Below are 25987 nucleotides of genomic sequence, written 5' to 3'. Positions count from 1 at the left end.
AATAAAAATTTATTCTTTCTTCTTGGCAACAGTTTTCTTCTTAGTTGCGGTCGTTTTTTTAGCAGTCGCTTTTTTCTTAGCTGGAGCTTTCTTCTTTACTGCAGTTGTTTTATTTGCCGCAGTTGTTTTTTTCTTCTTCTGAGGCGTATCCTTAATTATTTTTAAACAATCTTTATAAGAAAGAGATGTTGGATCAGTATCCTTAGCCAATCTGTAATTTTCTTTTTGATAAGCTATATATGGTCCCCAACGGCCGTTCAAAATCTGAAGTTCAACATCTTCTTCGAAAGACTTAATGTGCTTCAAACGATCCTTCTCACGTTTTTCTTCAATTAAGACAATTGCTCTCTCCAAATCTATAGTCATTGGATCATCAACATCCTTCTCTAGTGATGAGAATTTACTATCGTGACGAACATAGGGTCCAAAACGCCCAATTGCGACAATAACTTTTTTATCTTCATAAAGCCCTAAATCTCTAGGCAACTTAAATAAATCAATAGCTTCTTCTATGGTAATTGTTTCCAGATGCTGTCCTGTTCTTAAACTAGCAAATTTTGGTTTTTCTTCATCTCCCTCAGCACTTTCACCAAGCTGAGCCATTGGCCCATAACGCCCGATACGAACAAGAATAACTTTGCCTGTTTTTGGATCTTCTCCAAGAATCCTTTCTCCTGTAGAACGTTCAGATGTTTCAAGTGTTTTCTCAACATTTTCATGGAAAGGGAAATAAAACTTCCCAAGCATTTCATACCAGATTGAGTTACCTAAAGCAATTTCATCAAATTCCTTCTCTACATCAGCTGTAAAGTTGTAGTTCATGATATTTGAGAAATGTTTAACCAGAAAATCGGTAACAACCATTCCAATATCCGAAGGGAACAATTTCTTGTTCTCTGCTCCAGTCATTTGGCTTTTCACCTCTTCTTCAATCGAGTTGTCGATCAAATTTAAAACCTCGTACTGACGTTGAACACCATCACGTGATTCTTTAATTACATATCCTCTATTCTGAACTGTAGTAATTGTAGGCGCATATGTAGATGGTCTACCAATTCCCAGTTCTTCAAGCTTCTTAACCAAGCTTGCCTCGGTAAATCGTGGAGGACGATGAGTGAAATTCTGAATCGCTTTAATGAAATCACTTTCTAACTTATCACCAACATTAACTTGTGGAAGAAGGGATTGTTCCTGTTTTTGCTCCTCATCGTCAGTCGATTCCAGATAAACCTTAAGGAAACCTTCGAATTTAATCATCTCGCCAGTCGCAACAAATTTTTGTTCATTTGTTGAAATACTGATTTTGATATTTGTCTTCTCGAGCAAAGCATCGCTCATTTGAGAAGCAATAGTACGTTTCCAAATCAAATCGTAAAGACGCTTCTCATTTGATTCACCTTCTACACGATCCTTATTAAGATATGTTGGACGAATGGCCTCGTGAGCCTCTTGAGCACCTTTACTCTTTGTACTATATTTTCTAATCTTCACATAGTCTGCACCATGCGAACGAGTAATTTCTTCTTTAGCTGTCTTTAAAGCTGTCTCAGACAAGTTTACCGAGTCTGTTCTCATATAGGTAATATGTCCAGCCTCGTACAAACGCTGAGCAACTGTCATCGTTTGAGAAACTGAAAACCCTAGTTTTCTACTTGCTTCCTGCTGCAGAGTTGAAGTTGTAAAAGGTGCAGCCGGCTTTCTTACAGATGGCTTCTTCACAACATCATTGATATGATATTCTGCATTTTTACATGACTTCAAAAACAGGAGTGTTTCTTCCTTTGTATCGAAACGTTTTGGCAGCTCAGATTTCAATATTTTATTTGAACCATCTTTGTCTACGACCAAGAAATGAGCCACAACTTTATAGAATGATTTCGATTCAAAAGCAATGATCTCACGTTCTCTTTCAACAGTCAAACGAACAGCCACTGACTGTACACGTCCAGCTGATAAAGAAGGTTTTACCTTTTTCCACAAGACAGGTGAAATCTCAAAACCAACTAGTCTATCAAGAATTCGACGAGCCTGTTGAGCATTTACCAAATTCTCATCTATTTGACGTGGATTCTCCACGGCATTCAGAATCGCATCTTTTGTAATTTCATGAAAAACAATACGTTTTGTATTTTCTTTCTTTAATTTAAGTTCCTCAAACAAATGCCAAGCAATTGCTTCTCCCTCGCGGTCCTCATCGGAAGCTATCCAAACCGTTTTTGCTTCCTTCGCCAACTTCTTTAGTTCTGTTACAACTTTCTTTTTGTCCGTCGAAACAACATATTTAGGCGTAAAGTTATTCTTAATATCAATACCAAAATCTTTCTTGTCAAGATCTCGGATATGCCCAAAACTGGACTTCACAAGAAAACTATCACCTAAAAACTTCTCAATTGTTTTTGCCTTTGCAGGGGACTCAACAATAACTAAATTCTCTACCATCGCATCAATATTTATGGAAAATCGTGCTCTAAAATTTTGTGCAAAGTAAAAACATATGAACCCTAAGTTCCAAATTTTATGATACTAATTTTCAAAACAATTCATTTTAGGTGTCTTATTTTGAAGTAAAACTAACTCATAAGATTTGTTGTTTTATTTACTATTTTTACGAACCAATTGCATACAAACAAAGCCGAACAACAATTAATTTTAGATAATATGACTGAGTCAGATCTTAACAATACAGACAACAAAATTAAAGGATCTAAAAATTTTAAAAAATATATCATTGCATTCTGGACTATGTTTTCTCTAGTAGTTTTAGGTGTAATCTTTTTATTTATGGGTATATCAAATGGAAACTTTGGATTTATGCCTAGTTTCGAGGAGCTTGAAAACCCAAAAAATAGTTTGGCTACCGAAATTTATTCTGCAGATAAGGTTCTTCTTGGAAAATTCTATTTCCAAAACAGAAGTTTCGTAAAATACGGGGATTTATCTCCTGATATGGTTCATGCTTTAGTGGCAACCGAAGATGTTAGATACTACGACCACTCAGGGATTGATTTAATTGGTCTTGCTCGTGTTGCTAAAGGATTGGTTACCGCCAACAAAAATGCTGGAGGAGGAAGTACACTTTCGCAACAATTGGCTAAAATGCTTTTTCCAAGAGAGCGCTTCAGTAGCAAATTTGATATGGTGTTTCGAAAATTTCGCGAATGGGTTATCAGCGTTAAACTTGAACGCAGCTATACCAAAGAGGAAATTCTGACCATGTATTTAAATAAGTATGACTTTTTAAATCAAGCTATAGGAATTAAGTCGGCTGCTCGTGTTTATTTTAATACAACTCCAGATTCATTAAGCATTGAACAATCAGCTATGTTAGTTGGAATGGCTAAGAACTCTTCATATTACAACCCACTGCGACGACCAGAATTGACACGAGATAGACGAAATACTGTGCTCAGTCAAATGGTAAAATACAATTATCTTGAGCAACAGCAATACGATTCACTAAAGCTTTTACCTCTTAACCTGGATTACCAAAAGGTTGACCATAAAAGAGGCAGCGCAACTTACTTTAGAGAGTATCTAAGAACAAGCCTTACAGCAAGAAAACCTGTCGAAAGCAGATATCCTTCCTGGAATAAACAACGATTTATTGAAGATTCCCTTCAGTGGAAGAACAACCCATTTTTTGGATGGTGCAATAAAAATAAAAAAGCAGATGGTGAATTCTATAATATTTATAGGGATGGTCTAAAAATATATACGACGCTTGATTCTCGTATGCAGAAATATGCAGAGCAAGCCGTCAGAGAACATTTAGGGCTTGATTTACAGTCAGCTTTCGACAGAGAGAAGAAATATCACAAAAACCCTCCATTTTCAAATGATTTGGACGATGAAGCCGTAGAAAAGAACTTATACCTATCGATGAAAAGAAGTGAAAGATATCGTGTTTTAAAGGACAAAGATATTTCTCTTGATTCTATAAAAAGTATTTTTGAAACACCGACCCCAATGAGAATTTTCACTTGGAAGGGAGAACGTGATACCCTATTATCACCTAACGATTCTATGCTTTATTATAAAGGGTTTCTTCGTGCTGGTTTTATGTCAATGGTTCCACAAACAGGTGAGGTTAGAGCCTACGTGGGTGGACCAAACTACAAACACTTTATGTACGATATGGTAAATGTTGGTAAACGTCAAGTTGGTTCTATCATTAAACCATTCCTATATACGGTTGCCATGCAAGAAGGATTAACACCATGCGATAAGGTTCCAAATATTGCACCGACTTTTGATTTGGGTAACGGAACAACATGGACATCTAGAAATTCAACCAGTGCTCGAACGGGAGAAATGGTGACACTTAAATGGGGATTGGCCCATTCTGTAAATAATATCTCTGGCTGGGTCTTGAAACAATTCAAACCTCAAACCATAGTCGATATGGCTAAAAAAATGGGTATTATCAGTCGAATTGATCCTGTACCATCAATATTCCTAGGCACATCAGAAATTACGGTTAGAGAAATGGTCGGAGCCTATGGAACTTATGCCAACAAAGGTGTTTACATTAAACCTCGTTTTATTTCAAGAATTGAAGATAGTAAAGGAAACGAAGTTGCTCGCTCTATCCCACAAAAGCATGAGGTGATGAGTGCTAAAACAGCTTATTTAATGACCAACCTACTCCAAGGTGTAGTGAAGCAAGGAACAGGTGGGCGACTGGGATGGAAATACAACCTTCGCAACGCTATTGGGGGGAAAACCGGAACCACTCAAAACCATTCTGATGGTTGGTTTATGGGAGTTACACCCAACCTTGTTTCTGGTGTTTGGGTTGGTGCTGAAGACAGAGCCATCCACTTCGAAGGTATTCGACTGGGACAAGGAGCCAATATGGCTTTACCTATTTGGGCACTATATATGCAAAAAGTATATGCTGATGAATCTTTAAATATATCAAAAGGCAAATTTGAAAAGCCAGAAGGCTTCAATATTGATTTGGATTGTAACACACAATCCGCAAATCCCAGGAATAAAGGTTTAATCGAAAGTGAAGAAGAAGATTTCTTTTAAAATCAGTCATCTGGTAATATTGGCAAATGATCAATTTTTGATTAAACTTGCAGAACGATTTGGGTTCCGAAAGGAATAATAGGGAATCCTGTTAAAAACAGGAGCTGTCCCCGCAGCTGTAATTCTCGATTCGAAATTTTTCGAATCTGTATTTTGAACGAAAGACCACTGTTTCTATCAAACGGGAAGGTGTTCAAAATTGAGAAAAGCCAGAAGACCTGCCTTAATCATGAGTTTAGCTTTCGGGTAAGAAAAGCAGAAAGTCTCTGTAACCTTTCACTTTTTTGACGCAAGCAGAGTTGATCTTTGCCATAGATTGCTCGTGAAAATTCATAAGTAACTGTTAAAAGGATTGTAAAATTGCGATAGCAAGCTTACAATCCTTTGTTTTTTTTTCAAACTCATAGTATTCCATCAAAGCTTTTTAATTAATTTTGTTTAAATTGACTTTCACAGTTTAGCATCCCGATAAGCTCATTATGAATAAAATCCTCATTATAGACGATGATCCTACGATCTGTATCATGCTTCAAGGCCTACTTAATAAGAAAGGTTTCGAATCAGATATCGCCTTTTCTGCCAATGAAGGATTAAAAAAATTTAGCAGTTTTAAGCCGAATTTAGTTATTAGTGATTTCCGCTTACCAGATATCAATGGTCTTGATCTTCTCAAGCAGATAAAGAGTTTGAATCCTCACATGCCCGTCATCATCATGACATCTTATGCTGAAATTCGAACAGCCGTGAATGCTATTAAACTAGGAGCTTACGAATACATAACAAAACCTCTCAATCCTGAAGAAATACTCGTACTTATCAATTCTGCAATAGCAAAATCTAAAACTGTTGATAAAACGAAGAAAATTGAATTTATCCGTGGTAAAAGCCCGAATTCAGTTCAAATAGATCAGTATATAAGTCTGGTTGCTCCTACTGATATGTCTGTAATTATTGAGGGTGAAAGTGGAACAGGGAAAGAAATTGTTGCACGTAGAATTCATGAGGCCAGTGCCCGAAAGAATAAAAATTTCGTAGCAGTAGATTGTGGTGCATTGTCGAATGAATTAGCCGGCAGTGAACTTTTCGGTCACAATAAAGGCTCATTTACGGGTGCTATTAGTGATAAAAAAGGTCAGTTCGAATTTGCCAAAGGAGGAACACTCTTCCTGGATGAAATTGGAAATTTATCCTACGAAATCCAGATCAAACTATTAAGAGCTATTCAAGAAAGAAAAATCCGACAGCTTGGCAGTAATAATGATATTGATACCGATGTTAGAATCCTCGTTGCCACTAATGAAGATCTAATTAAAGAGGTTAATAAGGCTAATTTCAGAGAAGATTTATATCACCGGTTAAACGAATTCAAAATTTCGGTTCCAGCTCTTCGTGATAGAAAAGAAGATATCAAATTATTTGCTGATAATTTTCTAAGCCTATCCAATAAGGAACTCAATAAGAACATCAATAATTTTTCTGATGAATTTATTCAAAAGTTAAAAGATTACAGCTGGCCTGGAAATTTAAGAGAACTTAGAAATGTGATCAGAAGAGCCTTACTTTTAAGTACAGGGGATCGTGTTGAAACATCTGCCTTACCTACAGAAATCCTCCACTATCAGGAGACCACTACCCTATCTGATAATACAACAGATCTGAAACTCATTCAGGCTTCAACAGAAAGAGATAAAATTATAGATATTTTGAGAGAAGTCAACAACAATAAATCGAAGGCAGCTCGCTTACTCAATATCGATAGAAAAACACTTTATACTAAAATGAAGCAATACGGTATTGAGGGCTGATTTCACCTTTAAAATCTTAACAAAGAATGACAAGAAAATTCCTAGATTATACAATTTATTACCTTACGGTTTGTGCTCCATTCATTCTTATCTACAAACCCGAATTCGACATTAGTCAATTCATGATAGTCTATTTTTTATTCTTCAGACCTCTAATTGATGGTTTGTTCTTGACCTACCTAACCAAAAAATCAAGTTGGGATTTCTATATTCCATTCTACTCACACACGAAATATTTCAGAATGTTTTTAGGAGGAAAACTATAAAATTGATCAAGAGTTCTTTTGCAAGTCTTCAATTTGTTCAAAAACTTGATTTGATATTTCATCTAGTTTATCGATAAAACTGTTCACCTCATCAAGATTCATTAGCTCATCAGGATTTTGATGAATCATTTTTTCTAATTCTATCAAAATCTCGCTTGCTGAAACTATTCCAAGTTGACGATAAGAGCTCAACATTCTATGGGCTATTTCGCCTAACTGAGTATGATTTTCTTCTTTACTTGCTTCCTTTAGGAGCTGCAAACTTTCTTTAGCTATTCGAACGAAACTAGTCAAGACCTGATTAACTATGCCTTTATCCCCCCCAGTGAATTTCTCTATCTCAGATAATTCAAATAATAGATGATTGGTTTCATATATTGATTTTACTTCCTCTATTGGGCTTATTTCAACTTCGAGATTCAATTGCTCACACAGGATTTGAAGTAATGTATCTTCTTCAAAAGGCTTCAATAAGTAAGCTGACATGCCTTCTTTGATGTATTTATTTAAATCTACTTGACGGACATTCGCTGTTAGAGCAATAATAGGCATATCTAATTTTAGCTTGGTTCGAATATGCTTACAAAGATCCACACCTCCCATTTCAGGCATATGAATATCGGTTAATAAGATATCATACTTGGTATCTTTCATGCTTTCAAGAGCCTTCAAACCATTGTCAACAAAGTTTGCATTTAGATTCCAACCTTTAAAAATTGTTTGCAGCAAAAGAGAACTGTATTCATCATCTTCAGCCACCAATATTCTTTTTTGCTTCAATGCGTCGGGCACTACATTTATCACCTTCAATACAGACTCTTCACCTATTACATTTCCTTTTACAATTGGAAGATTTAAACAAAACTCAGATCCTTTATCCAATTCACTGCTGACACTTAAATCGCCACCTAACATTCTAGCTAATCGACGACTAATTGATAAGCCCAATCCAGTTCCACCATATTTTCTTGCAGAGAACGATTCTGCCTGACTGAAATCTTCAAACACATGTTCTAATTTATCTGAAGAGATACCAATCCCAGTATCCATTAAGCTTACTTTAAGAATGTTTTTATCTGCATTTGTTTCCATAACAGCCTTTATACTTACAGCACCTTTTTCTGTAAACTTAATGGCATTGGAACCAAGATTCAGTAGAATCTGTTTTAAACGAAAAGGATCACTTTCAAAATAATATTGATCTTCACCTTCGTAAGTCCATGAAAATTCTAAGTTCTTCTTATTAGCCGTTTCGCTTAGCAGATTGAAAACCTCATGAATCAATTTCTTTGGTTCAAAACTCTGCTTTTCGATCACTAGTTTACCAGCTTCAATTTTCGCTAAATCTAAAATATCATTAACCAAACCTAAAAGATGATTTGAAGAGTTCTCTATCACCTCAACATACTTTGTTTGCTCAGTATTCATTTCGGTTTTTTCAAGCTGGCGGGAAAAACCAATCAAAGCATTTAATGGTGTTCTAATCTCATGACTCATCGATGCTAAAAATTCTTCTTTCACCTTAGCTAATTCCTCAGCTTTGCCTTTGGCAAGGATAAGTTGTTTTTTTAGATAATCTGATTTTGAAAGATCGAGCAGGGTAAAAAGGATGAATAATACACCAAAAATAAACCCAACAATAATAACGATGGTAATGAGTATAATGGAGTCTTTAGCTAACTGCTCGGTTTGGGTAACCTTTTGTGTAATATCTCTGATTTGTTGCTGTTCAAGCTCAGTTAGTAGCTTTTTTATCTTCTGTAATATGATAGAGTTTTCATCAACTAATTTGAGTTCCTCATGCATTAATCTTTCACGAGCCTTTTGCTCTTTCCTACGAGATGACTCTAATTCTTCCTTAAAACTATTGAAAAGGCTATCTTGCTTTAAGATAAAACTACTATCAATACCCACCTCTTGACGCTCAATCACACGATCAACAACCTCGTACTCGGATTCTTTTTTCTTTCCAAATTTAATTCCAAGGAAACTTTTAGGTTCTTCTACCTTTTTCTTGGTTTTCATTATTGTATCAACAATAGTCCGCTTGGTTATAGAGTTCTCAAGCTCTGCTCGAGAATAATTTGAGGCATCACTCAATTCTTTTAAAGCTTGTTCGGTATAATTTATACTCTCCTTAACCTTTTTTATTCGAGCAAAAGCATTTAATTTTTTGGAACGAACATCAATCAAAAAGATCATCGAATCAATCATTTGGATTGAATGTGCATTCTTAATATTACTTGAACGCAAAGAATCCAGATCATATTTAATAGACTCAACCTTTTTTACAAACAAATTCAAATACTGATCTTTCTTAGTCAAAGAATAAATTCGAATATGATTTTCAGCTTCAGAAAGATCCGTAAGAAGGTGGTTCATACGAGAAATTTCAGCATCAGGCTTGGAGAGTTGAGAAACTGAATTCATCAACCTTTTATAGCTTGAGTGACCAATAAACCCAGCACTAACTATCGTTACTAGTAATACAAGATAACCTGCAATCACTTTTACTTTGATGTGTTGATCTTTATTTTTTACCATATGAGGTTCGAAATGTTTGTAAAATACAAATTTAGAGGATTTTATATATAAACCGATGTTAAAATTCTACAATTGAGGATTTCTCACTCAGTTCTGGCTAATAATTCCCCAATTCAAATCTAAGTTCAAGACTCAAAGTGGAAGTTAAATCACTTCATTAAAATCTCATCTGCCACATTTTAAGCAATTTACAGTATTGATGGTGCAAAATAAGATAAGCAAATTTCTTTTGGCACAGTATTTACAATACAGGTATCAAGAATTAAACTAGAATCACATAACTAAAGAATAGAAAAATATGAAACGTATTATTTTTGCCCTATTAATCCTTCCATTTTTTGTTGCTTGTAACCAAAAAGAGATCAAACAACTTAAAGAAGATAATCTACAACTTACAAACGTAGCCAATCAGAAAGAGGTTGCCATTAATGATTTTGTAGCAACTCTAAATTCGATAGAAGAAAACCTTGATATTATTAAAGAGAAAGAAAAAATTGTTCTTGTAAATTCTGAAAATCCTGACAAATCTCAAAAACAAAAAATTTCAAGTACACTTAATTCTATCAATAATATTCTTGAGCAAAATCGTTTAAAAGTTGCTGAATTAGATAAAAAACTTAAAAACAGTTGGTATCAAAATTCGAAGCTTAGAAAGTTAACAACTCGTTTGAAAACTGATATCGCAAAAAAGGAAGCTGATATTATTATTCTAAAAGAGCAGATTGCTGATTTGGATATTAAAGTTGATGGTTTAACGACTGAAGTTGAAAATTTGAATACATCAGTTACTGATTTGAGTGCTCAGAATGCTGAGAGTGCAAAAACGATTGAAGAAAAAACAAATAATTTGAACACCGCTTATTACGTCATTGGTTCTAGTTCAGAGTTAAAATTGAAACAAATCATTACTAAAAGAGGTGGTATTATTGGCATTGGCTCAGCTACTGTTTTAAACGAAAATTTTGATTCAAAAGAGTTCAAACAAATTGATATTAGAGAAACAGCATTAATCCCTATTACAGGTGAAAAAGTTGAACTTGTTACAACTCATCCACTAAACTCATTTAAATTTGAAGTGGGAAAAGGATTAGCAATTATTGATGCTGAACAATTTTGGAAAAGCTCAAAATACCTGGTTGTTAAAGTTCGATAATCAAACCCTACTGAAAAGTGTATTAAAGAAAGGCCATTCCATAAGATGGTCTTTCATCTCTCCTAACATATATTCTTCGTTTAGTAAAGCAAATGTGTTACATAATTGAGTAATCACACCACACCAGTGGGGAAATATTCCACAGTTTTATTAAACAAGTAGAACCTTGGTTATTCCAACAAAAACAACATACACCACACAAAGCCTACAAGCAGTGGCTTTTATCGTAAATTTTAAAACATAATTTTTCAAAATTTATTTCTGGCACAGTATTTATACTATACAAACTTGAATTTATTTTGAATATTGTATAATTAGAACATGACTATGAAACGTATTATTATTGCATTATTGATCTTAACTTTTTTTGCTTCTTGTAACCAAAAGGAACTTGAACAACTAAAAGCTGATAAAGTACAACTTACTGAAACTCTTAAGCAGAAAGAAGTTTCTATTAATGAGTTCGTCTCTACTTTAAACTCTATTGAAGAGAATCTTGAGATCATTAAAGAAAAAGAAAATATTGTAGCTGTTGCTTCTGAGACTCCTACAAAATCTCAAAAACAAAAAATCTCAAAAAACATCACTGCTATCAACAACTTACTTGAGCAGAACAAAGCTAAAATTGCTGAGTTAGACAAGAAACTTAAGAGCAGCTGGTACCAAAACTCTAAATTGAGAAAATTAACTAATCGTTTGAAAGCTGATGTTGCTCAGAAAGAAGTTGATATCGCAGCTATGAAAGAGCAAATTGCTAACCTTAACGTTAAAGTTGAAGGATTAAACGCTGACGTTACTAAATTAGATACTGCAGTTAACGAGTTGACTACAGAAAATGCTGATCAAGCTAAAACTATTAGCGAAAGAACAAATTCAATGAACACTGCTTATTATGTAGTAGGTTCTACTTCTGAGCTAAAAGCTAAGAATGTTATCGCTAAGAAAGCTGGTTTTATCGGAATCGGTGCTGCTACTGTTTTAAACGAGAATGCAGATACAAAAGAATTTAAGAAAATTGATATCACTGAGACTACTTTGATTCCTGTTGAAGGAAAGAAGATTACTATGGTTACTGTTCACTCTGCAAGCTCTTATAAGTTTGAAGAAGGTAAAGGTATTACCATTACTAATGCTGACGAATTTTGGAAGTCTTCAAAATTCCTAGTAGTTAAGGCTCGATAATCAATTCATGGTTGAGTTTTAAGGTTGTCCAAGAAAGGCTGTTCATTACGAACAGCCTTTCTTATTTTTAAGCCTTTGGTAATCTCAATTCACAAATACGAGATCCGTTGTTGTATTAATTGAATTATTTAGTATTTTTATTTATTCTAAATAAATAAAAGCATTCAATTATGAACAAAGCACATAATATCAATAAATTTTACGCTCTACTACTTATCTTACTCGGATCATTTGGCTTTATAATGAGGTATGTAGAACTAGGAGACATGCAGTTCACAGCTCTAATCCCAGCTGTATTTGGACTAATTCTGTTCTCTTTTACTAATGGTATTAAAAATGAGAATTCAGTAATTGGTCACTTAGCAGGTGTTTTAACACTTCTTCTTGTAGGCATGTCAGTTTTCATGCTATCAAAAGGCTTTGCTACTGAATTTAGCCTGGGACGCAAACAAATCATTTTCCTTTTCGTAATTGCAGGAGGAATATACAGTTTGCGAGCTCAATTTCTTTATTTCAAAGCACAACGTAGAAGAAAGGCAAACTTGAAATAATTCAGGAAATAACTTCACAAAACAAATCCCGATTTGCATTAGCAGATCGGGATTTGTTTTTTTTAGAATAACAGATACTCTAATTGTTCTGATAAACCGTAACAATTTTGTGTCCTTTACTCTTAAGAAGCTCTTGTGTTTGGCTATAATTTTGTGTGAATCCCAATAGAAAACCTCCGCCTCCAGAACCACAAAGTTTAAGCGAGAACATCTTATTTTCGAGACCAAGCTCCCAAACGGAAAGGAATTCATCTGGAATCATCGATCTGAAATGTTGTAACTGAAAGCTAGATAGCTTAGCAACATTATTAAAGAAAGGCGTAGACTCGCCTTTTATTAGTTCTTGAATACAATTGTTATTAAGTGGAATAAATTCCTGTTTGATCTGTTCTGAATATTCTTCCTCTTCGCAAGATTTAAGAAAAGCCTTAACCAATGGTGCTGTATTCCCTTGTTTATCGGTATCAACCAAGAAAATAGCACTATCCTGACCAAACTTACGACCTGGCAGTGTCACTAATTCAATTTTCTTAGAATTGTGAATCAGAAGCGGCAGTTTTAGATAAGAATTCAAAGGATCTAAACCCGAACTTTGCCCGTGAAACCCCGATTCCAATTGAGAAAATAAAGTTTTCAATTCGGTAATCTGCTCAGTTCTAATAATTCGATTATTGGGAATAGCCTGAATTGCATATTTTTTATAAATAGCCGCACATAAGGCACCTGAGCTCCCTAATCCATAACTCTCAGGAATACTCGATTCAAAATATAAACCTTTTGCAACATCTTTATTTAAGGCTTCTATCTGAATAAAACTATCAAGCTCTTTCTCTTCAATATATGCACAGAATTTTTGAAGCTCAAGATTCGATCGGCGAGCAAAAAGTCTATCGGTATATTTATTCTCATCGATAAAACTCAACTCTCCCTTGAAATGGGTATACGGAATACTCAATCCCATGGAATTAAATAGAACGGCGTACTCCCCAAAGAGTAAAATTTTAGCGTAATATTGTTCGGGTCTATGATTCATTACAATGTCTTATTTAATTCTCTTAGGTCCGTTCCCCATACCATCCTGTATATATTTTCCATCTTCCAAAAGCTCAATCAATTCTTGCTTAATAAAGTTCTGAATGATATTTTCGTTAGCCTTTGGATACAAGAGATGAATATTAGGCCCAGCATCCAATGTAAAGCAAAGTGGAATTTGAGTTTGTTCCCTAAAATTTTTAATACGCTCTATAGCGATTAGAGTATTAGGTTTTAATAAAGTATACGATGGATTTGAACTCATCATCAACCCATGTAAACTAAGCGCCTCATTTTCTACAATACCAGTAAACTTATTGAAATCGCCTTGCTCCAGGACTTGTATTAATTCTGAAATGTTCAAACGTGCTTGCTGAAAACGAGCATCAGAATATGGATGATCTTTCATCAGTGCATGACCTGCCGTACTCGAAACATTTTTGGCAGATGAATCAATCATCAGAATCGTATCCTGCAAATCCTGAAAAGTTGGATGAATCGTTCCTTTAAAAGGGATGGCAAAATAATTAGAGCTCTCTGTATAGCCTTCCATATCACCCCAAATGGCATACTGACCAAACACTGATCGAGATGCACTTCCTGAACCTAAACGAGCAATTCGACTAGCTTTTTGAAGGAAGAAATCACGAGGCGTCTCCATCTCATCAATGGCCTCTTGCATGCTACAAAGGCACAAAGCCAAAGCACTCATTGCAGAGGCTGAACTTGCAATACCAGCTGAATGTGGAAAGGTATTAGAACTCGAAATCTCAAGTTGGTATTTAGTCAAACATGGTAAATCATTTGAAACTGAATCAATGAATTTACTCAATTTCTCTTCAAAAGTTTTATTCTCTTTCCCTTCGAAAAGATAGATGAGATCTTTCTCACCCGCTTTCTTCGGAGAATAAGTGAGTTCGAAACGAGAAACTGATGCGTTTAAACTCATGCTTAAAGAAGGATTGCAAGGTAATTGCACACCCATTTTCCCCCAATATTTAACCAAAGCTATATTAGATGGACTTTCCCATATGATCGTATTTTCCATTCTTCTCAATTTCTTATTTACAAATCACCTTCATCTTCGAGCACCATATTATCCCATGGGATAAGTGTATTTAGGCCTTTCAATCGAAAATAGTTTGTTAATGTTTTTATATCCCAATCGCTACGGACCATTGCAAAATCACCACCCCAAGCACCTAAGGATTTTATGGATCCTTCAAAATCAGAAAAAGCGAGTTTCTTTATGCTTGGAATTCCTAATATATTTGAGGTAATCGCTTCGTGTTCCTCAATTATCTTATCGAAGTCAATTGCTATTTCAGCATCTAATAGATGTAATGATAAGCTTGATATTTCTTGAACCTCTTGAGCGTAATCCTTCTTTTGAGTTAAAAATCGCCTGACTTCATTCTCTGTCTTTTGTTTTTTTCCCAGATACAGAAAGTAAATCTGATCTTTAAATTCAGGTGAAAAAATACAGGCTTCAGTCCAAATCTTTTTCTTTAGTCTTTGAAAAAGTATGGGTGTGTCATTCTGTGCACAGGCCACATCGTATCCCGATCCTTTTGAAACTCTATTGAGCAGATCAAAAGCATCTATTTGAGCCCATTGTGCCACATTGTTTATCAAGGTAGAACTAGAACCCAAACCCCAATTTCGATTAAAATTCAGATGGGTTTCAAATCGAAAAGCTGAACCATTTATTAAATTAGGATTTAGAATTAAAGCCTGATTCAAAAGCTCAGCAATAAAGGTTTTTTCAGATGGTAATTCTTGTATCGGATTTGTTATTTCATCCAATGAAAGTTGAAAATTCAACCATTTCTTATCATTCTCAAAAGCTTGCCAGGTCATCCCCTTATCTGTTTTGGGATAAACAGCTAGCGATTGACCATACTGCGTTGGAACTGCCAAAGACAAGGCACCTTTAAGCACCAAATACTCAGCTGTTATCAGGAGTTTCCCATTCGAATAAAAAAACTGTGCTTGTTCCAAATCCTATTTATTTTGTGTTTCTAATGGTATTTAAAAAATTCTCAACTTCGCTATAACTCACGGTTGTTTCAGCAAATTTGGTTTTAGCCATCAACTTTTCAGCCTTATTCGCATTAAAAGTATTCAGCAAGTTTGACAAATGCATTTTCATATGCCCATGTTGGATTCCTGTTGTTACCAGTGAGCGGATGGCTCCAAAATTATTTGCTAAACCTGAAGCAGCTGTCATCATCATTAACTCTTTGGCTGAAGGATCGCCCAGAAGTTCTAATCCTAGTTTCGCTAGAGGATGAAGTTTCGTTAAACCACCAACCGTACCTAAAGCAAGCGGTAATTTCAGTTCATATCTAAATCGTCCATTATTAATATCAGCCTTGGTCAAGCTCTTATATTTTCCTGTTTGCGATGCCCAAACATGAGCATTCGCTTCAACGGCTCTAAAGTCATTTCCTGTTGCCAATACCACCGCATCAACACCATTCATAATCCCTTTATTGTGTGTACATGCTCGGTAAACATCGAGTTCAGCAATTTGAGTTGCCTTTAAAAATTTGTTGGCAAAAACTTCACCAGTCATTCCTTCAAAAACACCATCTAATTCATTTATATCACACTCAATCCAACATTCCACAAGGCAGTCAGGCGTGTAGTTAGATAAAATGGACATCACAATCTCACACTCACGTTCTTCCTTAGTCCAATCGTCTTGGCTCTGAATGAAAGTTTCCAGTGTTCTGGCCATCATCTCCAAACATGAGTTGATGAAATTAGCCCCCATAGCATCAAGCGTATCAAAACTCACATGCAATTGGTGATAGTTCTCCAGTTCGTGACTCATATCAATTAAAGACAAGTCGAGAATTCCTCCGCCACGACGTCGCATATTGGTTGTAAGAGCGTGTGTTGCGCACATCAACTCTTTCTTCAACTCAGAAAAAGCTTGCTTTAAACGATCGCTTTTACCATTCCACATGAAGTGAACCTGACCCGTTTTTTCAACAGAAACAATCTTGGCATGAAAACCACCACGCTCTGCCCAAAACTTTGCCGAGCGTGAAGCTGCTGCAATCACAGAGCTCTCTTCAGTTACCATCGGTAAATGATACACCTTATTATTGATCACAAAATTAGGTGCGATTCCAAAGGGTAAAAAGAAATTTGATAAGGTATTCTCACTAATCTCATCCAACAAATTCTGTTGCTCGAGATCATTCAATCTGAAATAATCCAAATCAGCTTCAATCTGCTCACCTTTCCCACTAATCTCACCCAAGTATTTCAACTTCTCAAGACGTGAAAGCTTCGAAAAACCTTTTATTATCTTATTGTCCATAAGGATATTAATTTAATACACTAAATTCTCAATCATCTCTCACTATCTAAGATCCAAATAAGCCTCAGCTAGTTGAAGACCTTTTATCTGGCTCTCGATATAAGATTCGAGTTCGACATACTCAGCTTGAGCATATTTTAGTAAAGCCGAAGCCTGACCATAAATCGCAGGCATCTTACTTTTCTTCATTAGGTAATAGCCATCCAAACAAGAGGTAATACCTCCTGAAATGATCAATTCTTTACACTGAATCTTTTTACTATTCTCATAAATATCGTTTGCCCATTCGAGCATCTCTTCAGCATTATGTCCAATTTCACTCAAAGCGTCCAACACCTGTCCTGCCTTTTCAGGATGACGCATCAACTCTATCTTTGCAAAATTAGTTCCACCAAAAGCTCCAAATTCCAAAGCTTGAATAGGTAGTTTCATAAGAGCCTCTATACTTCTGGGTCCCATTCCCTGACCGACCTCTTTTACGATAAGAGGCACTTTAATCTCCTCCATCAACTCCTGTATCGTTTCTATAGGAGAACGTTGCAATAAGTCTCCCTCCGGCTGCATACTCTCCTGCATCGGGTTGATATGAACGATTAAACCATCAGCTCGTAAATTAAGGAGCATAGCCTCAACTTTATCAAGAGCCTTATCTTTTATCAATGTCTCAATTTGACAAATACCGAGATTGGCATACAGAGGTAAATCATCGCCAATGACAGCACGCATATCGAAATCTGCAAAATGAGACTTACTGTCGAGTAAAGAACGACATGAGCCCAAACCCATTCCCATTCCGAATTGAGAACAAGCACGAGCCAAATTCAAATTGATCTTAGCAGCTTTTTCTGTTCCGCCAGTCATGCTCGAAACCCAAATTGGTGTTCGCAATTGCTTGCCCAAGAACTCAAAAGGTTTTAGCTCCTTGTCAGGATGAGCACTTAAAAGAGGTTCGTAATAAAACCGCTTATCAGCCAAAGCATTTTCCATATGCGAACGGAAAGCCAAATCAATATGGTCTCGTTTTCTGTCAGTCATTCGTTTATTTGTATTCAGTTATGAAGTTTCACAAAAAGCCAGTTTAGCTTTATCGTCAGACTCCTTAGATTTTATTTTATTGTCCTTTTCACTCGTTATATGTCTCGAGATAACTAATCGAAGTATCTCAGAGGTTCCTTCTCCAATTTCCAGAATACGCTGGTCTCTATAGAACCTTTCTACAATCGAAGATTTCAAAAGACCGTGTGCTCCATGAATTTGAACCGCTTCGTTGGCTACCTCTCTTGCTATTTCCGAACAGTAAAGCTTTGCCATTGCCGATTGTTTTCCAAACTCATGCCCATTATCTTTCAACCAGCAGGCCTGATACAATAAAGCTCTTGCCGCTTCAATTTTTGTTGCCATATCAGCCAACTTAAAAGCGATGGCCTGAAATTTCACAATAGGCTTACCAAACTGTTCACGTTGCTCAGCGTATTTTAGAGATTCTTCGTATGCTCCTTGCGCTAAGCCTAGTGCCATTGCTGCAATGGTCAAACGACCTGAATCAAGAGTCTTAAGCATAATTTTAGCTCCCTGTCCCAGCTCACCTAATAGATTTTCTTTAGGCACTTGGCTATCTTCAAAGGTCAAATCAGCCGTATCAGAAGCTCGCCACATCATTTTCCCTTTCATAGGATGAGTCTTAAATCCGAGTGTATTCCGATCAACTAAGATAACAGATAATTCCTTTTTACCATCTTCCTTATCTGTGATTACCTGAAGCGTAACGCCTAGTGAAGATTCTGAAGAACCGTTAGAAATAAATTTCTTAGATCCATTTATAATCCAATTTTCATTGATTAATTCAGCCTTACTCTGTGTTCCTCTTGAGTCAGAACCGGCATTGGCTTCAGTTAAACCGAAAGCCCAAACATGTTTACCGGTACATAATTGAGGCAAATATTTATATTTCTGCTCTTCTGACCCAAAATAAAAAATAGGCCCAATGCCTAAAGAATTATGTGCTGCAAGAGTTGAAGCTTGTGAAGCATCAACACGAGCCAGTTCTTCAACTGCAATTAGTAGTGATAAATAATCCTTTCCTTGTCCACCATATTCCTGTGGAAGATAAATTCCAAAAAGTCCCAAATCTCCCATTCTTTGGGTCAAATGCGAACTGAATTCTTCTTTTTCATCTAATTCTGCAGCCAAAACTTTCACTTCCGTTTCAGCAAATCCTCTAACTCTAAATCTAAGTTCTTCGTGTTCTTTGTTTGTGTAAGGATTCATAAATTGTTTTGCTCTTTTTATTCAATAACAGACTCGAAGGTCTTTTAATTAGCAAACCTATATAAAATCCTCTATCTCTAAAAATTATTTAGAATTAATTTTGATAAAAATAAGCTCTATTGGGAAGGAACTAAACTTTGAACATTTGACTTAAATCTATAGCCTCATTCCATCGAATAGGCTTAAATCAATATTCTTGAAACTTAATTCTATTAAACATCCTCAATGGACAATTCGATTTATTAACAGTAAATCGAAAATAAAAAAAACAAAAAAGGAATTATTACACCTTCAAATTCAATTCGTACTAAAGCTGAAATGTCAGTAAAAATGGGACACACAGCAATTCAGATAAACTTGACAGATTTGACAGTAGTTTTTATTAACTGTATAATCTAAATTTACATATAATTAAAGATATTCACTATGGAATTTGAGATTTGGCATATTTGGTTACTAGCGGCAGTACTCCTTTTTATGATTGAAATATTCATGACAAGCTTTATTGCTGTTTGTATTGGAGTTGGAGCTTTAGTAACAGGAGTAGGCGCGTATTTCGGCTTAAATGTCACTCAGCAACTTTTACTTTTTGCTGGATTTACTTTACTAAACCTCATTTTCATTCGACCTTTCGCAAAGAAGTTCATTTTTAAAGCTAAAGATTATGTCTCAACAAATGCTGATGCTTTACTAGGTAAGAAAGCAAGAGTTGTTGAAACTGTTGATTCAACTAAAATAACCGGTCGTGTAGAAGTTGATGGTGACAACTGGAAAGCGGTCTCTTTTGATGGAAAAGCAATTTCAAAGGGACAAATTGTTACCGTAGTAAGTTATGATAGTATCATATTAACTGTAAAATAAATGATTGAACTTGTATTTACTTCCAGTATGAAATAACCCTAACCCCTCATATATTGAAAAAAAGGTCGAGCATTTTGTTCGGCCTTTTATTTTTTCATTTCCTAAGCAAACAATGAATCATCTAATGCTTATTTATCACTGAAAAAACATATCCGAACAAGCTCTATTTTTTTTACCTTTGATATCTATTTGAAAATGTCACGATCACTGGCTTAACGATTCAAACTAAAATACATGCAGTTTAAAGATATTATTGGACAAGAGGCTACGAAGTCTCGCTTTATTCAAACGGTAAACGCTAATAGAGTGAGTCATGCGCAACTTATTGTTGGTGAAAAAGGTGTAGGCAAATTAGCAATGGCTATTGCTTTTGCTCAATATGTTTCGTGCCAAAACAAACAAGCCAATGATTCATGTGGGCAATGTGCATCTTGCAAGAAATATCAAAAACTCGTTCATCCAGATTTACACTTTGTTTTTCCTGTTGTAAAAGGTAAAGGCGCCAGTAATCCAGTTAGTGATACATATATACAAAACTGGAGGAAACAGGTTCTAAGCAATCCTTATTTCGATCTTAATGATTGGTATGCTAACCTTGGTGTAGAAAATGCTCAGGGTATGATCTACTCGAATGAGAGTAGTGAGATTCTTAAAAAACTGAATCTTAAGACCTATGAATCGGATTACAAAATTATGATTATCTGGTTACCAGAGAAAATGCATATCTCTTGTGCCAATAAACTTCTAAAGCTGATTGAAGAGCCGCCGACTAAAACCATATTCTTTCTGGTTTCAGAAGAACCTAACCGAATCCTTCAGACCATTCGTTCAAGAGCTCAAATGATGAAAATTCCTAGGATAGAAAAGGACGCACTTAGCCTAGCTATCAAAACGGAGTACAATTTATCGGACACCGAATTGAATAACCTGGTTCGATTAGCAGAAGGAAGTTACCGAAAGGCACGAATCCTAATTAAGAATTCCGATGAAAATGCCTTTAACTTCGATCGTTTTGTAAGCATTATGCGTATTTGTTATGCACGAAATGTGCTTGACCTGATGACTTGGGCTGAAGAAATTAGTGCAATTGGTCGTGAAAGACAAAAGAGTTTTCTTCAGTACTGTCTGAAGATGATTCGTGAAAACTTCATTCTAAACCTGAAGCAAGAGGAAATGGTTTTCCTAAATGGGGAGGAAATGAATTTTTCTCAACGCTTCTCACCCTTCATCAACGAAGATAATGTTTGGCCAATTGCTGATGAACTAACCAAAGCTTATAATGATATTGAACGAAATGGTAATGCAAAAATCATTTTCCTGGATTTAAGTTTACGCTGGGTTAAATTATTACGCCCCTAACATCATTAAAATAATAAAAAGGCGATCTAATAAAATAGTACATATCCTAAAGTCACCCAAGGTTCTTTTAATCAGATAATCATCATAATAAGAAGTTCATTTTCCATATATTCTTCCTGATTCTACAGTCCTTTAAAAAATTAATTAACTTTAGGAGTTATTTTTGGTATAGACTCTCAGTATATCTGACAGATGTCCCATTTTATTAGCTAATTTTGCAGACACGATTGTAGAATTTTCAGTTCGACAATTATTCGAACCCTATACAAAGATGAAGCAAGCCATTTGAGTACATAACACCGTGCTTTAATGAGTTTCTGCACTCAATATATACACATATGATAGAAGAAAAGGAACCAAAAGGGAAATGTGGAGGTTGCTCGAAAGGTAAAACAGACAACCGCCTTTTGGCAGGTAAACTTGATGTTTACGACTGGTTAGGTGATGTTCCTGAAAGCGCTTTATGTCCCGATATTATAGAAGTTAAATTTAAGAATACACGTAAAGGATTTTATTCAAACAATAATAAAATAAGACTGAAGCGTGGCGATATAATTGCTGTTGAAGCATCTCCCGGACATGATATTGGTATTGTTTCACTAACTGGTGATTTAGTGGTGGAGCAAATGAAAAGACAAAAGCTCGATCCTAAAACTTACGAAGCAAAAAAAGTTTACCGTATAGCCAAACCTGTTGATATAGAAAAGTGGCATGAAGCCATCGCTCTTGAGCATAGAACCATGATTAAGGCTCGCCAAATCTCAGCTGAACTACAGTTGAATATGAAAATTGGTGATGTTGAATATCAGGGTGATAAGACCAAAGCCATTTTCTATTATATTGCCGATGAACGAGTTGATTTCCGTCAACTTATTAAAGTTTTAGCCGAAGAATTTAGAATTCGAATTGAAATGCGCCAGATTGGTGCACGTCAGGAAGCTGGGCGTATTGGTGGAATTGGCCCTTGTGGAAGAGAATTGTGTTGTGCTACCTGGATTACCAATTTTGTCTCAGTTACAACCAATGCAGCTCGTTATCAAGAAATATCTTTAAACCCTCAAAAGCTAGCTGGCCAATGCGGGAAACTAAAGTGTTGCTTGAATTACGAAATGGATGTTTACATCGATGCACGTAAGGATTTTCCAGCAACAAACGTTCCTTTGGAATGTAATGACGGTACTGCTTACCATCAGAAAACTGATATTTTCAAACGTATAATGTGGTACAGCTTCGATAAGAATTACGCTGTGAATATGGTACAGATTCCTATCGATAGGGTAAAAGAGATCATCAGTTTAAATAAAAAAGGTACAAAGGTAAACGAGCTTTTGGTCAAGAAAGAAGAAGTAAAAATAAAAGCTCTTGATTACGAAAATGTAGTAGGACAAGATAGTCTAAATCGTTTCGATAAATCAGAGACACCTAAGAAGCCTCGACCTAAACGTAAATTCCGTAGAAAACCTCGTAAGATCAATAAATCAAACGAGTAGATTTTCACGTGTGAAAATATATAAAGTATTGAGAACTGAGACAGACTTATTCTCAACTCAATACTTTATTTGCTTATAAGAATTAAGACCTGATAGATTCAAGATCAATGATGTTTAAATCCAAATACCTTTTACTTCTTAGTTTAGCACTCATATTTATAACAAGTGCCTGCCAGGATAGTCCTGTCTTTGAGAATTATATCGACATCCCAAATCACGAATGGAGTAAAGAGAATATTGCTCGTTTTGAGGTCGAAATAACAGATTCAATTCAACTACACAACATTTCTGTTAACATCAGAAATACGGGCAAATACCCCTATAGTAATCTATGGCTGTTTATTAAGCAAATTGACCCTGATGGTAAAATAAGCGAAGAGAAATTCGAGTGCCATCTTGCCAGTGATACGGGTGAATGGTATGGTAGTGGTTTTGGCAATATATTTGATTTGCAAATGCTTTACAAACCAGCTATTCTATTCACAAGACCAGGACTTTACACCTTTGAAATGGTTCACGGGATGAGAGACGAAAATTTACCAGGTATCGTAAATATCGGTATCAAAATTGATAAAACAAGTAATTAAATACTCAAATTAAGATAATTAACCAGCCAGCTAATGGCTAGTCTACTAATACATTATACAAAAAGTGGCAAAAAATAAATTAAAGCGTTTTGCAGAGATAGAGACTTTTGAGAATGTTCTCCAACCCTCACACGAAGATGTTTGGGACAAGGAATTCAGACTTAAAAGCAAATGGAACAAGGAGTATTTCAAAAATGATAACCCAATTGTTCTAGAAGTTGGATGTGGTAAAGGCGAATACACAGTAGGTTTGGCTCAGCGTTTTCCTGACAAGAATTTTATTGGCATCGATATAAAAGGTGCTCGCTTATGGCAAGGTGCTACAATAGCCAATGAAGAAGGCCTAAAGAATGTTGCCTTTGTTCGTACAAAAGTTGAACTTCTACGTTCTGTTTTTGCCAATGGCGAGATTTCTGAGGTTTGGATTACTTTTGCCGATCCTCAGATGAAAAAGGTCACCAAACGATTGACTGGAACTCGCTATATGAAACTTTACAGCGATTTGATGAATGATAATGGTATGATTCATCTCAAATCTGATAGCCAGTTCTTGTACGAATACACGCGTTATATGATTAAGGAAAACAATCTGAAAGTATTAACTGATACCGACGATTTATACAATTCCGAACATGCCAATGATATTCTAGGTATTAAAACATATTACGAAGCTCAGTTCCTTAGCAAAGGAATTCCTATCAAGTATATTCAATTCCTTTTAGAAGGTAAAACTGAATTTGTTGAACCCGATGTAGAAATTGAATTGGACGAGTATCGCAGTTTTGGTCGAGATAGACGCAAGCAGCCAACTGAAGAGAAGCATAAAGTAAAAAAAGAGAACTAGAAGCCCTTATTAGAATGTCCGATATTTATTCACGCATATTCAAAGTTGTACAGGAAATACCTGCTGGACGTGTAAGCAACTACGGCACTATTGCACGTTTTGTAGGTTCGCCTCGTGGCTCCCGATTGGTTGGATGGGCTATGAATAAATCACATGTTAGCGAAGAGTATGTGCCTGCACATCGGGTTGTAAATCGTATTGGTATGCTTTCTGGCAAACATCATTTCCCAGGTGAGGATCTTATGCAGCAGCTACTCGAAAACGAAGGTGTTGTTATTATAGATGATCAAGTTCAGGATTTTGAAAAACATTTTTGGGATCCCATGAAGGAACTCCCCGAAGATTTTATTTAAAATCAATCTAAATGTATATATTTGCATGACTGTGAGTTTGTCACTCTTTATTTCTTTGAATGAATCGTAATAGGTTAACATTCTATTAGATCTCAAACTCACTAAATATATTAATTCACAAAATATGTCATATACAAACAAGCAAGTTACCGATGCTTTAAAACTCGTAAAGTTTCCAGGTAGCGATCAAGATATTATTAGCCTCGATATGGTTCGTAATATGAAAATTGAAGGCAAAAAGATTGCATTCGATTTAGTTTTCCAAAAATCTGACGATCCCAATATCATTCCTTTAAAAAAGGCCTGTGTTGCAAACATTTTACGTTTTGTAGATAAAGATGCTGAGATTAAAGGAAACATTAAGGTAAAAGCTGTTCACGTTGTTGAAGCGCCTTCGGTATTACCTAATGTAACCAATATTATTGCAGTCGCTTCTGGTAAAGGTGGTGTTGGGAAATCAACTATCGCATCTAACCTCGCTGTTGCTTTAGCTAAGGCTGGTAAAAAGGTCGGTCTTATCGATGCTGATATCTATGGTCCTTCGGTACCTAAAATGTTTGGTTCAGAGGATGCAAGTCCAAAGTTAACGAATATTGATGGCAAGGATAGAATCGAACCACACGAGCGTTATGGTGTGAAGATGCTATCTATTGGTTTCTTTGTTGATCCTGCTCAGGCAACTGTATGGAGAGGTCCTATGGCTTCGAATGCACTTAAGCAAATGATTGAAGAAGGCAACTGGGGAGAACTTGATTTCGTATTAATCGACCTTCCTCCTGGAACATCAGATATTCACTTAACCTTGGTACAAACTGTTCCAGTAACTGGTGCTATTGTAGTAAGTACACCTCAGGATGTTGCTTTGGCGGATGCTGTGAAAGGTATCAATATGTTCGAAGGTGCTGGTGTTAATGTACCAATTATAGGTTTGATAGAAAATATGGCTTGGTTTACACCTGCCGAATTGCCAAATAATAAATACTACATTTTTGGTAAGGATGGTTGTAAGAAACTAGCTGAAGAAAAAGGCATCGATCTATTGGGACAGATTCCAATTGTTCAGAGCATTCGCGAGGGTGGTGACAATGGTGCACCTGCAGCCTTAAACGAAGATTCAGTAACAGGTATGGCTTTCGCCGATTTGGCAAGCAAACTGATGACTTCTGTTGAAAACAGAAACAAGAATCTTAATCCAACTGCTAAAGTTGAGATGACAAGATAATTATGGCGGTAAAAAAGTCGAACAGTCCAATGGTCTGAACGTCTAAAGGATACAAGTACATATAGAAAAGCACCTTCCATTTCGGAGGTGCTTTTTTCATAT

21 protein-coding genes and 1 riboswitch are annotated in these 25987 nt (G+C 35.8%); of the genes, 13 read left to right on the top strand and 8 right to left on the bottom strand.

The window, feature by feature from the left end; translation table 11 throughout:
• Positions 1–9: 9 nt before the first annotated feature.
• Positions 10–2439: a type I DNA topoisomerase gene (topA, locus tag ACXR6G_RS14265; protein ID WP_458362115.1), complete on the bottom strand. Its 2430-nt coding sequence runs from the start codon at positions 2437–2439 to the stop codon at positions 10–12.
• 219 nt (positions 2440–2658) lie between these two features.
• On the opposite strand from topA, the gene ACXR6G_RS14260 reads away from it, so the two are divergent.
• From ACXR6G_RS14260 to ACXR6G_RS14250, 3 genes are all read left to right on the top strand, one after another.
• A complete protein-coding gene (locus tag ACXR6G_RS14260) occupies positions 2659–5034 on the top strand; it encodes a transglycosylase domain-containing protein (protein WP_458362114.1) in 2376 nt (791 codons plus the stop codon).
• Between the two features lie 44 nt (positions 5035–5078).
• Positions 5079–5274: riboswitch (cobalamin riboswitch) on the top strand.
• A 239-nt stretch (positions 5275–5513) separates the two neighbouring features.
• Entirely contained in the window at positions 5514–6839 is a 1326-nt protein-coding gene (locus ACXR6G_RS14255; RefSeq protein WP_458362113.1) for a sigma-54-dependent transcriptional regulator, read from the top strand.
• A gap of 26 nt (positions 6840–6865) precedes the next feature.
• Positions 6866–7105 carry a hypothetical protein gene (locus tag ACXR6G_RS14250; RefSeq protein WP_458362112.1) on the top strand — a complete coding sequence of 80 codons (240 nt, stop codon included), beginning with the start codon at positions 6866–6868 and terminating at the stop codon, positions 7103–7105.
• 6 nt (positions 7106–7111) lie between these two features.
• Here the strand turns inward: ACXR6G_RS14250 and ACXR6G_RS14245 are convergent, their stop codons facing one another.
• Positions 7112–9649, bottom strand: a complete 2538-nt coding sequence (locus ACXR6G_RS14245) for an ATP-binding protein (protein ID WP_458362111.1) — start codon at positions 9647–9649, stop codon at positions 7112–7114.
• Positions 9650–9947: 298 nt separating this feature from the next.
• Between ACXR6G_RS14245 and ACXR6G_RS14240 the strand changes: the two genes are divergently transcribed.
• From ACXR6G_RS14240 to ACXR6G_RS14230, 3 genes are all read left to right on the top strand, one after another.
• Positions 9948–10802 (top strand): Cbp1 family collagen-binding glycoprotein adhesin, encoded by an 855-nt coding sequence (locus ACXR6G_RS14240; protein WP_458362110.1) that lies wholly within the window; start codon positions 9948–9950, stop codon positions 10800–10802.
• A gap of 327 nt (positions 10803–11129) precedes the next feature.
• Positions 11130–11984 (top strand): Cbp1 family collagen-binding glycoprotein adhesin, encoded by an 855-nt coding sequence (locus ACXR6G_RS14235; RefSeq protein WP_458362109.1) that lies wholly within the window; start codon positions 11130–11132, stop codon positions 11982–11984.
• A gap of 170 nt (positions 11985–12154) precedes the next feature.
• The gene (locus ACXR6G_RS14230) at positions 12155–12535 is read left to right on the top strand and encodes a hypothetical protein (RefSeq protein WP_458362108.1); all 381 of its coding nucleotides are present in this window, start codon (positions 12155–12157) and stop codon (positions 12533–12535) included.
• 79 nt (positions 12536–12614) lie between these two features.
• On the opposite strand, the gene ACXR6G_RS14225 is transcribed toward ACXR6G_RS14230, so the two are convergent.
• The 6 genes from ACXR6G_RS14225 to ACXR6G_RS14200 are packed head-to-tail and all read right to left on the bottom strand — an operon-like array spanning position 12615 to position 19169.
• Entirely contained in the window at positions 12615–13568 is a 954-nt protein-coding gene (locus ACXR6G_RS14225; RefSeq protein WP_458362107.1) for a GHMP family kinase ATP-binding protein, read from the bottom strand.
• 9 nt (positions 13569–13577) lie between these two features.
• Positions 13578–14615: a diphosphomevalonate/mevalonate 3,5-bisphosphate decarboxylase family protein gene (locus ACXR6G_RS14220; protein WP_458362106.1), complete on the bottom strand. Its 1038-nt coding sequence runs from the start codon at positions 14613–14615 to the stop codon at positions 13578–13580.
• A gap of 17 nt (positions 14616–14632) precedes the next feature.
• Positions 14633–15568, bottom strand: a complete 936-nt coding sequence (locus ACXR6G_RS14215) for a GYDIA family GHMP kinase (RefSeq protein ID WP_458362105.1) — start codon at positions 15566–15568, stop codon at positions 14633–14635.
• Positions 15569–15575: 7 nt separating this feature from the next.
• The gene (locus ACXR6G_RS14210; protein WP_458362104.1) at positions 15576–16901 is read right to left on the bottom strand and encodes a hydroxymethylglutaryl-CoA reductase, degradative; all 1326 of its coding nucleotides are present in this window, start codon (positions 16899–16901) and stop codon (positions 15576–15578) included.
• A 42-nt stretch (positions 16902–16943) separates the two neighbouring features.
• Positions 16944–17936: an isopentenyl-diphosphate delta-isomerase gene (locus ACXR6G_RS14205; RefSeq protein WP_458362103.1), complete on the bottom strand. Its 993-nt coding sequence runs from the start codon at positions 17934–17936 to the stop codon at positions 16944–16946.
• Positions 17937–17954: 18 nt separating this feature from the next.
• The gene (locus ACXR6G_RS14200; protein WP_458362102.1) at positions 17955–19169 is read right to left on the bottom strand and encodes an acyl-CoA dehydrogenase family protein; all 1215 of its coding nucleotides are present in this window, start codon (positions 19167–19169) and stop codon (positions 17955–17957) included.
• A gap of 426 nt (positions 19170–19595) precedes the next feature.
• On the opposite strand from ACXR6G_RS14200, the gene ACXR6G_RS14195 reads away from it, so the two are divergent.
• From ACXR6G_RS14195 to ACXR6G_RS14165, 7 genes are all read left to right on the top strand, one after another.
• Complete coding sequence (locus tag ACXR6G_RS14195) at positions 19596–20030, top strand: NfeD family protein (RefSeq protein WP_458362101.1); 435 nt, start codon at positions 19596–19598, stop codon at positions 20028–20030.
• A 234-nt stretch (positions 20031–20264) separates the two neighbouring features.
• A complete protein-coding gene (locus tag ACXR6G_RS14190; RefSeq protein ID WP_458362100.1) occupies positions 20265–21389 on the top strand; it encodes a DNA polymerase III subunit in 1125 nt (374 codons plus the stop codon).
• Positions 21390–21727: 338 nt separating this feature from the next.
• The gene (locus ACXR6G_RS14185) at positions 21728–22879 is read left to right on the top strand and encodes a PSP1 domain-containing protein (RefSeq protein WP_458362099.1); all 1152 of its coding nucleotides are present in this window, start codon (positions 21728–21730) and stop codon (positions 22877–22879) included.
• Between the two features lie 107 nt (positions 22880–22986).
• Positions 22987–23466 (top strand): gliding motility lipoprotein GldH, encoded by a 480-nt coding sequence (locus ACXR6G_RS14180; RefSeq protein WP_458362098.1) that lies wholly within the window; start codon positions 22987–22989, stop codon positions 23464–23466.
• Between the two features lie 64 nt (positions 23467–23530).
• The gene (gene trmB / locus ACXR6G_RS14175; RefSeq protein ID WP_458362097.1) at positions 23531–24310 is read left to right on the top strand and encodes a tRNA (guanosine(46)-N7)-methyltransferase TrmB; all 780 of its coding nucleotides are present in this window, start codon (positions 23531–23533) and stop codon (positions 24308–24310) included.
• Positions 24311–24324: 14 nt separating this feature from the next.
• On the top strand, positions 24325–24663 hold the full coding sequence (locus ACXR6G_RS14170) for an MGMT family protein (protein ID WP_458362096.1): 339 nt from the start codon (positions 24325–24327) through the stop codon (positions 24661–24663).
• Positions 24664–24787: 124 nt separating this feature from the next.
• Positions 24788–25885 (top strand): Mrp/NBP35 family ATP-binding protein, encoded by a 1098-nt coding sequence (locus ACXR6G_RS14165; RefSeq protein ID WP_458362095.1) that lies wholly within the window; start codon positions 24788–24790, stop codon positions 25883–25885.
• Positions 25886–25987 lie beyond the last annotated feature (102 nt).

The organism is Ancylomarina sp. YFZ004 (assembly GCF_054254355.1).
This window is presented reverse-complemented; position numbering and strand designations above follow the sequence as displayed.

What these genes read in the sequence shown, in the direction of transcription:
- ACXR6G_RS14220 (WP_458362106.1), bottom strand. Translation starts at nt 14,615, where the DNA reads ATGGAAAATACGATCATATGGGAAAGTCCATCTAATATAGCTTTGGTT.
- ACXR6G_RS14225 (WP_458362107.1), bottom strand. Translation starts at nt 13,568, where the DNA reads ATGAATCATAGACCCGAACAATATTACGCTAAAATTTTACTCTTTGGG.
- ACXR6G_RS14165 (WP_458362095.1), top strand. Translation starts at nt 24,788, where the DNA reads ATGTCATATACAAACAAGCAAGTTACCGATGCTTTAAAACTCGTAAAG.
- ACXR6G_RS14170 (WP_458362096.1), top strand. Translation starts at nt 24,325, where the DNA reads ATGTCCGATATTTATTCACGCATATTCAAAGTTGTACAGGAAATACCT.
- ACXR6G_RS14210 (WP_458362104.1), bottom strand. Translation starts at nt 16,901, where the DNA reads ATGGACAATAAGATAATAAAAGGTTTTTCGAAGCTTTCACGTCTTGAG.
- ACXR6G_RS14250 (WP_458362112.1), top strand. Translation starts at nt 6,866, where the DNA reads ATGACAAGAAAATTCCTAGATTATACAATTTATTACCTTACGGTTTGT.
- ACXR6G_RS14255 (WP_458362113.1), top strand. Translation starts at nt 5,514, where the DNA reads ATGAATAAAATCCTCATTATAGACGATGATCCTACGATCTGTATCATG.
- ACXR6G_RS14190 (WP_458362100.1), top strand. Translation starts at nt 20,265, where the DNA reads ATGCAGTTTAAAGATATTATTGGACAAGAGGCTACGAAGTCTCGCTTT.
- ACXR6G_RS14205 (WP_458362103.1), bottom strand. Translation starts at nt 17,936, where the DNA reads ATGACTGACAGAAAACGAGACCATATTGATTTGGCTTTCCGTTCGCAT.
- ACXR6G_RS14195 (WP_458362101.1), top strand. Translation starts at nt 19,596, where the DNA reads ATGGAATTTGAGATTTGGCATATTTGGTTACTAGCGGCAGTACTCCTT.
- ACXR6G_RS14235 (WP_458362109.1), top strand. Translation starts at nt 11,130, where the DNA reads ATGAAACGTATTATTATTGCATTATTGATCTTAACTTTTTTTGCTTCT.
- ACXR6G_RS14240 (WP_458362110.1), top strand. Translation starts at nt 9,948, where the DNA reads ATGAAACGTATTATTTTTGCCCTATTAATCCTTCCATTTTTTGTTGCT.
- topA (WP_458362115.1), bottom strand. Translation starts at nt 2,439, where the DNA reads ATGGTAGAGAATTTAGTTATTGTTGAGTCCCCTGCAAAGGCAAAAACA.
- ACXR6G_RS14200 (WP_458362102.1), bottom strand. Translation starts at nt 19,169, where the DNA reads ATGAATCCTTACACAAACAAAGAACACGAAGAACTTAGATTTAGAGTT.
- ACXR6G_RS14260 (WP_458362114.1), top strand. Translation starts at nt 2,659, where the DNA reads ATGACTGAGTCAGATCTTAACAATACAGACAACAAAATTAAAGGATCT.
- ACXR6G_RS14230 (WP_458362108.1), top strand. Translation starts at nt 12,155, where the DNA reads ATGAACAAAGCACATAATATCAATAAATTTTACGCTCTACTACTTATC.
- ACXR6G_RS14185 (WP_458362099.1), top strand. Translation starts at nt 21,728, where the DNA reads ATGATAGAAGAAAAGGAACCAAAAGGGAAATGTGGAGGTTGCTCGAAA.
- ACXR6G_RS14245 (WP_458362111.1), bottom strand. Translation starts at nt 9,649, where the DNA reads ATGGTAAAAAATAAAGATCAACACATCAAAGTAAAAGTGATTGCAGGT.
- ACXR6G_RS14180 (WP_458362098.1), top strand. Translation starts at nt 22,987, where the DNA reads ATGATGTTTAAATCCAAATACCTTTTACTTCTTAGTTTAGCACTCATA.